This is a genomic window from Pseudomonas sp. HMWF006, assembly GCF_003061205.1.
GTDB lineage: Bacteria > Pseudomonadota > Gammaproteobacteria > Pseudomonadales > Pseudomonadaceae > Aquipseudomonas > Aquipseudomonas monsensis.
The window spans coordinates 24473-32566 of record NZ_QAIU01000401.1; the positions used below are offsets into that span (position 1 = coordinate 24473).

Below are 8094 nucleotides of genomic sequence, written 5' to 3' on the forward strand. Positions count from 1 at the left end.
GCAACGCTGGCGCAGCGGGCCGATGCGATCGTGGTGCTCGGTTCCGGGCGCGAGCGCGGTGATCTGGCCTGGGGAGAGGATCAGCCGACCGGCGTGGGGCTTGAGCGTCAGCGTTATGCCGCGCGACTGGCCAAGGCGTCCGGGTTGCCGATTCTGACCACGGGTGGCTTGCATTACGGTACGCCGCCGACCGAGGCGAAGTTGATGGCGGATTCGCTGCGCGACGACTTTGGCGTGACGGTGCGTTGGCAGGAAGGTGAGAGCCGCACTACGTGGGAAAACGCGAAGTTCACCGCCGATATCTTGCTGCCGCAGGGGATCAAGCGTGTGGTGATCGTGACACAGGCCTGGCACATGCCGCGTTCGGTGTGGAGTTTTCAGCAGGCGGGATTTGAAGTGGTGCCAGCGCCGGTCGGTTTTCTCGGGACCGATAACGCCAGGCCGTTTGGTGGCTGGCTGCCGGAGTTCAAGTCGATCTGGCAGAGCGGGCAATTGCTGAACGAAGCGGTAGGGCAGGTGGGGTATTCGCTGTTTTACCGCTGAAGATCAAAAGATCGCAGCCTGCGGCAGCTGCAACAGGGAAAATACAAGTCCTGTGTAGGCGCTGCCGCAGGCTGCGATCGTTTGCTTTAGAGCGTTTTCGACATCCGGCTGGCCATCAGTGCCCAGCCAAACAACAGCAAGCACACGATGATCAATGGCCACGAACGCCATTGCAGGTACGGCGTCAGGTTGTGCATCGGCACCACTTCACCGTACAGAATGCCCTGTTCAAACTGCGGAATCTGCTCGGTGATCTGCCCGAACGGGTTGATCAGGCCGGTCACGCCGTTGTTGGTCGCGCGGATCATCCAGCGCCCGGCCTCCAGTGCACGCATCTGCGCCATCTGCAAATGCTGCAACGGGCCAATCGAGGTGCCGAACCAGGTGTCGTTGCTGATCGTCAGCAGCAGATCGCTGCGCGCTGACAGGCTGGCGGCAAATTCCGGATACACCACTTCGTAGCAGATAAACGGTGCGATTTGATAACCCTTGGCCTGCAACAACGCCTGATCGGCCGGGCCACGGGCAAAGTCGGACATCGGCAGGTCGAAGAATGCGATCAGCCCGCGCAGTACATCCTGCAACGGCACGTATTCGCCGAAGGGCACCAGTTTCTGCTTCAGATACGTGCCATCGCCTTCACCGACCACGGTGATGCCGTTGAAGAAGCGTTTTTCATGACGAACGGTTTCGCGGATCGGTACGCCAGTGATCAGCGCCGATTTACGCTCGGCGGCGAAGGTGCCCATCATGGTCAGGTAGCCCTCGGCGGACTCCTTCAATACCGGCACGGCGGTCTCTGGCCAGATCAGCAGATCCACCGGTTTCGAGCGGAAACTCAGGTCGCGGTACAGGGCCAACTGCGCATTGAGTTCGGCCGGGTCCCATTTCATGCTTTGTGCGACGTTGCCCTGAATCGCGGCAACGCTCAATGGTGCGCCGGACGGGCTGGTCCAGGCATGACCTTTGAGCGCAATGCCGGCCACCCATGGCCCAACCAACAGCACCAGACCGGCAGCGATAAAGCCTTTGCGCCTGGTTTGCAGCAGGCGTGGAGCGTTGTAGATCAGCGCCGCTGTCAGTGCCAGAACGAACGACACCAGCCACATCCCGCCAACTGGAGCGAGCCCGGCCAAGGGGCCGTCGAGCTGGCTGTAACCCGAGTACAGCCATGGGAAACCGGTGAGGAACCAGCCGCGAAACGCTTCCTGGCCCACCCACAACGCAGCAAATGCCAAGGCATCGGCCACCGGTGCTTCATTGCGGCGCAACCAGCGCGCCCACAACCAGGCCGGCAGGGCAAAGAACCAGGCGATCGCGGCGGTAAACAGCAGCATCAGGAACCCGGCCAACAGCACCGAAGCACCACCGAAATGGTGGATGCTGTAATAGATCCAGCTGGTGCCGGCGCCGAACAGGCCAAAACCGAAGCACCAGCCACGGCCCAGCGCCTGGCGCGGGCTCAGCTCGCGCAAACCGGCATAGAACAGGCCGACCGCCAGCAAGGCCAGCGGCCAGATGTTGAAAGGTGCCAGAGCGAGGGTGGTGATTGCACCGGCCGCCACGGCCAGCAGGTTACCGGGCCAGCCGGGGCGGGTTGTCCAGCGCATTTCAGTCCTTAGATTTCTTACCGGGCGATAGGGGTCAGTCGCAGCAAATGAATCCGACGGCTGTCGGCGTTCAGGATGCGGAAACGATAGGCGCCGATTTCAGTGATTTCATTGCGTTTTGGCAAGTGCCCGAACGCGCTCATCACCAGGCCGCCGACGGTGTCGAACTCGTCATCGGAAAACTCGCTGTCGAAGAACTCGTTGAAGTTCTCGATCGGCGTCAGCGCCTTGATCAGGAAGTCACCGCTGGGCAGCGGCTTGATGTAGCTGTCTTCTTCGACGTCGTGCTCGTCTTCGATGTCGCCGACGATCTGTTCCAGCACGTCTTCAATGGTCACTAGACCGGCCACACCGCCGTACTCGTCGATGACGATGGCCATGTGGTTGTGGTTGGCGCGGAATTCACGCAGCAACACGTTCAGACGCTTGGACTCCGGCACGAAAGTGGCCGGGCGCAGCAGGTCCTTGATGTTGAAGCTGTCGCCGTTCTCCTTGAGGATCAGCGGCAGCAGGTCCTTGGCCAGCAGCACGCCCATCACGTCGTCATGGCTTTCACCGATGACGGGATAGCGCGAGTGGGCCGAGTCGACCACGGCCGGGAGGAATTCACGGGGTGTCTGGTTCGCCTTGATGCTGATCATCTGCGAACGCGGGACCATGATGTCGCGCACTTGCAGGTCAGCCACCTGGATGGCGCCTTCGACGATGGCCAGCGCTTCGCTGTCCAGCAGTTTGTTCTGATGTGCATCGCGCAGCAGCTCAAGCAGCTCCTGACGGTTCTTCGGCTCGTGGGCAAAAGCCTGGGTCAGTTTACCCAGCCATGACTTCTGCCCGTTGCTCGATCGATCTTCGCTCATAGCGATTACTCTGAATCCTTTGTTGTAACGATAGGGGATGTTTCGGTTTCGTCGTCCGCGTACGGATCGGGATAGCCCAGTTCGGCAAGCAACTCGCGTTCCAGTGCTTCCATTTCTTCGGCTTCGTCGTCATCTATATGGTCGTAACCGAGTAGATGCAAGCAGCCGTGAATGACCAGATGTGCCCAGTGTGCTTTAAGTTCCTTGCCCTGTTCGGCGGCTTCGCGCTCGACCACCGCCACGCAGATCACCAGATCGCCGAGCAGCGGGATGTCGAGAAACTCGTCGGGCACTTCGGCCGGGAACGACAGGACGTTGGTCGCGTAATTCTTGTGGCGCCAGGTGTGATTGAGCTCGCGGCCTTCTTCCTCGTCGACCAGACGAATGGTCATTTCCGAGTCGGCGGTGCGCTGGCGCAGGGCCAGTTCGCACCATCGGCGGAAGTCGGCTTCACTCGGTGCGCTCGCTTCGGTAGCGATTTGCAGGTCTAGCTCAAGCATCGCGCGAGGTTTCCTTGGCGGCTTCGGCGCGGGTCTCGAAGCGCTCGTAGGCTTCGACGATCCGCTGCACCAATGGATGGCGCACGACGTCTTTAGGCTGGAAGTGCGTGAAGCTGATGCCCGGTACGTCCTTGAGCACTTCGATCACATGATGCAGGCCGGACTTGGTGCCACGCGGCAGGTCGACCTGAGTGATGTCGCCAGTGATGACCGCAGTCGAGCCGAAACCGATCCGGGTCAGAAACATCTTCATCTGTTCGACGGTGGTGTTCTGGCTTTCGTCGAGAATGATGAAGCTGTTGTTCAGCGTGCGGCCACGCATATAGGCCAGCGGCGCAACTTCGATCACCTGACGCTCGATCAGCTTGGCCACGTATTCGAAGCCGAGCATTTCGTAGAGTGCGTCGTAGAGCGGGCGCAGGTACGGGTCGATCTTCTGCGCGAGGTCCCCGGGCAGGAAGCCAAGTTTTTCACCTGCCTCGACTGCCGGACGCACCAGCAGGATGCGGCGGATCTGCTCGCGCTCCAGCGCATCGACAGCACACGCCACGGCCAGATAGGTCTTGCCGGTACCGGCCGGACCGATGCCGAAATTGATGTCGTTGCCGAGGATTTCCTTCACGTAGCGCAACTGATTCAAGCCACGTGGGCGAATCATGCCTTTCTTGGTGCGCAGGGCAACGGAGGCTTCGGCTGGGGCGTGATTGTCCAGCTCGACGACGGCTGATTCCTGCAGGAACAGGTGCACGAGATCCGGCGACAGCTCTGTACCCTTGGTTTCCCGGTACAGGCGGCGCAGCAGATTTTCCGCAGACGTGGTGTGCTTGGGGTCGCCGATCAGTTCGAACTGGTTTCCGCGGTTGCGGATCTCGATGGCCAGGCGCTGTTCGATCAAGCGCAAATGCTCGTCGAATTGCCCGCACAGATTGGCGAAGCGGCGAGCCTCAAAGGGCTCGAGGATAAAACGATGTGGTTCTATGGGTGCGTTCAAGGTCGTATTTAGCCGCCCTGGGGCAATTAAGATGAAATCAAGGATAACGCCAGAGGCCTGGGTGCGAAAGCTCTTAAATTGATGAGCACAATCTCAGTAACAGTGCAGTCCACTGTGGGAGCTGGCTTGCCAGCTCCCACAGGATTCTCTGTGTTCCTGATATTTTTTACTGGATCAGCGAGCCGCGCAGCGAGTGCGGTTGTGCCGCGTCGATGTGCACATCGGCAAACTGCCCGATCAGGGTCGGATTGTCGCAGCGGAAGTTGACGATTCGATTATTCTCGGTGCGCCCTTGCAGCTCGCCAGGGTCTTTCTTCGAATAGTCGGTCACGAGAATGCGCTGGATCGAACCGACCATTTGTCGGCTGATCTCGAAGCCTTGCTGATTCAGGCGGTGCTGCAAGGCGTTCAGGCGTTCTTTCTTCAGCTCTTCCGGGGTGTCATCGGCCAGATCGGCTGCCGGAGTGCCCGGGCGCTGGCTGTAGACGAACGAGTAGGAGAAGTCGAAGCCGACATCGGCAATCAGCTTCATCGTCTGTTCGAAATCTTTCTCGGTTTCGCCGGGGAAACCGACGATAAAGTCCGAACTGATGCAGATGCCCGGCACGGCGGCGCGCAGTTTGCGCAGCTTGGACTTGTATTCCAGCGCGGTGTGGTTGCGCTTCATTGCCGCGAGAATCCGGTCCGAACCCGATTGCACCGGCAAGTGCAGGTGTTTGACCAGTTCCGGCACTTCGGCGTGGGCCTGGATCAGGCTGTCGGAGAACTCCAGCGGGTGTGAAGTGGTGTAGCGGATGCGGTCGATGCCATCGACGGCGGCGACCACACGGATCAGTTCCGCCAGATCGGCCAGGCGCCCGTCATGGGTCAGGCCGCGATAGCCGTTGACGTTCTGCCCGAGCAGGGTCACTTCCCGCACGCCATTTTCGGCGAGGTGGATGATCTCGGCGATCACATCGTCGAACGGCCGGCTGACTTCTTCGCCGCGGGTGTAAGGCACCACGCAGAACGTGCAGTACTTGCTGCAGCCTTCCATGACCGACACGTAGGCGCTAGGGCCGTCAATGCGAGGCTCGGGCAAGTGGTCGAATTTTTCGATCTCCGGGAACGAGACGTCGACTTGCGGCAACTTGCTGCTGCGCGCGGCGTCGATCATTTCCGGCAGACGGTGCAGGGTCTGCGGGCCGAACACCACGTCGACGTAAGGGGCGCGATCACGGATCGCCGCGCCTTCCTGGCTGGCCACGCAACCGCCGACGGCGATCACCATGTCCGGGTTGGCCAGCTTCAGTTCGCGCCAGCGGCCGAGTTGCGAGTACACCCGATCCTGGGCGCGTTCGCGGATCGAGCAGGTGTTGAGCAGAATCACGTCGGCGTCTTCGGCACGCGCGGTGACTTCCAGGGCCTGGTGTTCGCCCAGCAGATCGACCATGCGCGAGCTGTCGTACTCGTTCATCTGGCAACCGTGGGTTTCGATGTAAAGCTTCTTGGCCATGGAGTAGGGTCGTCACGTGATTCAAAGAACCGCGCATTATAGGGAACAAGCCCTCAGGTTCCTACCGCTGCGCGTCCGGTGGCTATGCTATAGTTTGCGCCCTCATTTTTATCCCCGATGTTATCCCCCCGCCATGACCAAACGCGAAGCTCCAATCTATAAGGTGATTTTCCTCAACCAGGGCCAGGTGTTCGAAATGTACGCCAAGCAGATCTATCAAAGTGATCTGTGGGGGTTTCTGGAAGTGGAAGAGTTCGTCTTTGGCGAGCGCACGCAAGTGGTCGTCGATCCGAGCGAAGAGAAGCTCAAGGCGCAGTTCGAAGGCGTAGTGCGCAGTTTTGTGCCGATGCATTCGATTGTGCGCATCGACGAGGTGGAACGTCTGGGCACCCCGAAAATCAGCGAAGCCCGTGGCGCGGTCGGCAATGTGATGCCGTTCCCGATGCCGATGCCTGAGAAGTAAAACCGGATCTGGATTTGAAATGATTTGTGGCGAGGGGATTTATCCCCGTTCGGCTGCGAAGCACTCGCAAGTCCATTCAGCAAGGTGTGTCAGACAGAACCGGATTGCAGGGTTTGGGGCTGCTTCGCAACCCATCGGGGATAAATCCCCTCGCCACAGCTAATCACCACACGATCAAGGCAATGGCGAGAAAGGCGTACGCCCATCGGCGCTCTGCAGTTCCATCAGGTATTTACGGAAAATTTGCCCGAGCACCTGGGTCGCGGTTTCGAGGTCCTCGCGGGACATTTTTTCCGAGACTTCGTCGGCCGTGTCCAGCGCATCTTCGGCGCCGTTGACCGCCGCCATCTTCAGCACGATGTACGCCTGAATGTTGTTGGCCTGCACGCCTTCGCCGTGGAAGAACATGGTGCCGAGCTTGAACTGCGCCTGAGCGTGGCCTTGCAGCGAGGCTTTCTCGAAGTAGCTCAACGCTTGATTGAGGTCGCGCGGCGCATTCTTGCCGTCGTAGTAGAACTCACCCAACTCGTATTGCGCTTGCGCATCCCCTTCGTCTGCCGCTTTCTGGCAGGCGGCCAGTGCCTGCGTGACGTCTTGCGGCTGAGTATTGAGGGTGCAACGACCCATCGCCGGGATCAACAACGAGTTGCCGCCTGCTTGTGCATGCGCGAGCAGGGGCTGAAGGAGCAACAGGCAGCCCAAGGCAAGGGTGCGGCCGGTGCGGTTCATGGGAATCGACTTACCTCTGAAGGGCACGCGGACCCATCGAGGGATCCAATAAGCGCGCATTATGAAATAAGCAGGGCCAACCTTACAAAGTCTTTACTCGTTTTTCTGCTGCGCGGGGAATATATCGCCCACTTTGTGGAGGAATCTTGGCAGAAGCATCGGAAAAACCGTCTGGATGTAGGTGAAAGCTGACGCTGGCGATGGCCAACGTCAGCGGTACGGCGATTACTTCAGGGCAGCGAAGGCGCGCTCGGCAGCGTCCAGGGTGATTTTTAGCTCGGCTTCACCGTGGGCGATCGAGGTGAAACCGGCTTCGAATGCACTCGGCGCCAGGTACACACCGCCTTCCAGCATCAGGTGGAAGAAGCGCCCGAACAGGGCCGCGTCGCTGGCCATCACGTCTTCGAAGGTGACGATGTCGTCGGCACCGCTGAAGTACAGACCGAACATGCCGCCGGCCTGCGTGGTCACGAACGGAATGCCCGCTGCATCGGCGCGTTGTTGCAAGCCATCGAGCAGGCGTGTGGTGTAGTCGGTCAGTTCATCGTGGAAACCCGGACGGCTGATCAGACGCAACGTGGTCAAACCCGCTGCCATTGCCAGCGGGTTACCCGACAACGTGCCGGCCTGGTACACCGGGCCCAGCGGCGCGATGCGTTCCATGATTTCACGCTTGCCGCCAAAGCAGCCGACCGGCATGCCGCCGCCGATGATCTTGCCGAACGTGGTCAGGTCAGGATTGACCCCGTAGTACGCCTGGGCACCGCCGAGGGCAACGCGGAAACCGGTCATCACTTCGTCGAAAATCAGCACCACGCCATGCTTGTCGCACAGCGCGCGCAGGCCTTCGAGGAAACCCGGCGCCGGCGGTACGCAGTTCATGTTGCCCGCCACTGGCTCGACGAT

At 60.1% G+C, this 8094-nt stretch carries 9 protein-coding genes; 2 read left to right on the top strand and 7 right to left on the bottom strand.

Annotation, left to right across the window (positions count from 1 at the left end):
* A partial coding sequence (locus tag DBR24_RS16640) for a YdcF family protein (RefSeq protein ID WP_256591567.1) occupies positions 1–543 on the top strand: 543 nt, incomplete at its 5' end.
* An 86-nt stretch (positions 544–629) separates the two neighbouring features.
* Here DBR24_RS16640 and lnt read toward each other — a convergent pair.
* The 5 genes from lnt to miaB form a co-directional block, all read right to left on the bottom strand.
* Complete coding sequence (lnt, locus tag DBR24_RS16645) at positions 630–2153, bottom strand: apolipoprotein N-acyltransferase (protein ID WP_128615300.1); 1524 nt, start codon at positions 2151–2153, stop codon at positions 630–632.
* A 17-nt stretch (positions 2154–2170) separates the two neighbouring features.
* Positions 2171–3010, bottom strand: a complete 840-nt coding sequence (locus DBR24_RS16650) for an HlyC/CorC family transporter (RefSeq protein WP_027612886.1) — start codon at positions 3008–3010, stop codon at positions 2171–2173.
* Between the two features lie 5 nt (positions 3011–3015).
* Positions 3016–3510 (bottom strand): rRNA maturation RNase YbeY, encoded by a 495-nt coding sequence (gene ybeY, locus DBR24_RS16655; protein WP_128615301.1) that lies wholly within the window; start codon positions 3508–3510, stop codon positions 3016–3018.
* Complete coding sequence (locus DBR24_RS16660; protein ID WP_128615302.1) at positions 3503–4501, bottom strand: PhoH family protein; 999 nt, start codon at positions 4499–4501, stop codon at positions 3503–3505. The genes ybeY and DBR24_RS16660 overlap by 8 nt, the downstream gene beginning before the upstream one ends.
* A 166-nt stretch (positions 4502–4667) precedes the next feature.
* Positions 4668–5996, bottom strand: a complete 1329-nt coding sequence (gene miaB, locus DBR24_RS16665) for a tRNA (N6-isopentenyl adenosine(37)-C2)-methylthiotransferase MiaB (protein ID WP_007960557.1) — start codon at positions 5994–5996, stop codon at positions 4668–4670.
* Between the two features lie 133 nt (positions 5997–6129).
* On the opposite strand from miaB, the gene DBR24_RS16670 reads away from it, so the two are divergent.
* Positions 6130–6459 (top strand): DUF1820 family protein, encoded by a 330-nt coding sequence (locus DBR24_RS16670; RefSeq protein WP_003185742.1) that lies wholly within the window; start codon positions 6130–6132, stop codon positions 6457–6459.
* A 174-nt stretch (positions 6460–6633) separates the two neighbouring features.
* Here DBR24_RS16670 and DBR24_RS16675 read toward each other — a convergent pair whose 3' ends face one another.
* Positions 6634–7188, bottom strand: a complete 555-nt coding sequence (locus DBR24_RS16675; RefSeq protein WP_003228518.1) for a tetratricopeptide repeat protein — start codon at positions 7186–7188, stop codon at positions 6634–6636.
* Between the two features lie 225 nt (positions 7189–7413).
* A partial coding sequence (locus DBR24_RS32460; protein WP_256591568.1) for an aminotransferase class III-fold pyridoxal phosphate-dependent enzyme occupies positions 7414–8094 on the bottom strand: 681 nt, incomplete at its 5' end.